The organism is Pseudomonas sp. 382 (assembly GCF_002759075.1).
GTDB classification, from domain to species: Bacteria; Pseudomonadota; Gammaproteobacteria; order Pseudomonadales; family Pseudomonadaceae; genus Aquipseudomonas; species Aquipseudomonas vlassakiae.
In genome coordinates, this window is the sequence record NZ_PEMX01000088.1 from 1 (window position 1) to 1773 (window position 1773).

Annotated in this window: 1 protein-coding gene; it reads right to left on the reverse strand. The window is 62.7% G+C overall.

The genetic code is table 11. The features are described 5' to 3' along the window. On the reverse strand, positions 1–1773 hold a 1773-nt coding region (locus tag CQW31_RS31260; protein WP_371858406.1), incomplete at both ends, for an immunoglobulin-like domain-containing protein.

Genomic DNA, 1773 nt, shown 5'->3' on the forward strand with positions numbered 1-1773 from the left:
GGTTTTCGTAGTTTCCGCCGCTGACGCTGGTGATGCTGTTGGTGACCGCCGCGTGGCCTTGATAGACGTCGTTAGTCACGGCACCCGTGGCGGTACCGGAGCTTTGGCCGACCGGGATGGTGATGGTCTGGCCGTTGGCCAGAGTTACCACGACGGAGGAGCCGGTGACTGGCGCCGTCACCGTGGCGGTGTAGATGATCGTGCCGCCTTCGGCCACCGACGGCGTGGCGGTCAGGCTCACTGTCGAGGTATCTACAGTATCGGTAACGTTGGTCACCGCTGGCGTGCTGTTGATCGCCAGGTTCTCGAAGTTGCCACCCGACGCATTGGTGATGTGGGCGCTCAACTGGCCGGCATCGATATACGGATCATCAGCGGGCGCGGCAACGGCGACGCTTCCGGAGGTCTGATTGGCACCGATGGTGATGGTCTGGCCATTGCTTAGCGTGACGGTTACCGCCGACTGCGCAGCATTGGTCAGGGTGGCGGTGTAAACGATCTGCCCACCTTCGGCCACGCTAGGCGTCGCCGTCAGCGAGACGGTCGTGGTGTCCTGGACATCGGTAACGGCGGTGCTGACAGGCGCCTGGTTTGCAACCAGGTTTTCGTAGTTTCCGCCGCTGACGCTGGTGATGCTGTTGGTGACCGCCGCGTGGCCTTGGTAGACGTCGTTGGTTACGGCACCGGTGGCGGTACCGGAGCTCTGACCAACCGGAATGGAGATGGTCTGCCCGTTTGCGAGGCTGACTACGACTGGGCTGCCGGTGACCGGAGCCCCTACAGTGGCGGTGTAAATGATGATGCCGCCCTCAGCTACGGAAGGCGTGGCGGTCAGGGTGACAGTGGTGGTGTCTTGTACATCGGTGACCGTAGTGCTGACTGGCGCTTGGTTGGCGACCAGGTTTTCGTAGTTGCCACCGCTGATGCTGGTGATGCTGTTGGTGGCTGACTCGTGGCCTTGATAGACGTCGTTGGTGACAGCACCCGTGGCGGTACCGGAGCTTTGGCCGACCGGGATGGTGATGCTCTGGCCGTTAGCCAGGCTGACTACGACCGGGCTGCCGGTGACCGGCGCCCCTACAGTGGCGGTGTAAATGATGGTGCCACCCTCGGCCACGGAAGGCGTGGCGGTCAGGGTGACAGTGGTGGTGTCTTGTACATCGGTGACCGCAGTGCTGACTGGCGCCTGGTTGGCGACCAGGTTTTCGTAGTTTCCGCCGCTGACGCTGGTAATGCTGTTGGTGACGGCCGCGTGGCCTTGATAGACGTCATTGGTCGCCACACCCGTGGCGGTACCGGAGCTTTGGCCGACCGGGATGGTGATGGTCTGGCCGTTGGCCAGGCTGACCACGACCGGGCTGCCGGTGACCGGCGCATTCACCGTGGCGGTGTAGATGATGGTGCCGCCTTCGGTCACAGATGGGGTGGCGGTTAGCGTGACGGTTGAGGTGTCGATGGTGTCAGTGACGGTGGTGGCTGCCGCCGTGCTGTTGATCGCCAGGTTCTCGAAGTTGCCACCCGAGGCATTGGTGATGTGGGCGCTCACCTGACCGGCATCGATATACGGATCATCAGCGGGCGCGGCAACGGCGACGCTTCCGGAGGTCTGATTGGCACCGATGGTAATGGTCTGGCCATTGCTTAGTGTGACGGTTACCGCCGACTGCGCAGCATTGCTCAGAGTGGCGGTGTAAACGATCTGCCCACCCTCGGCCACGCTTGGCGTTGCCGACAGCGACACTGTGGTGGTGTCCTGGACATCTGTTACGGTGG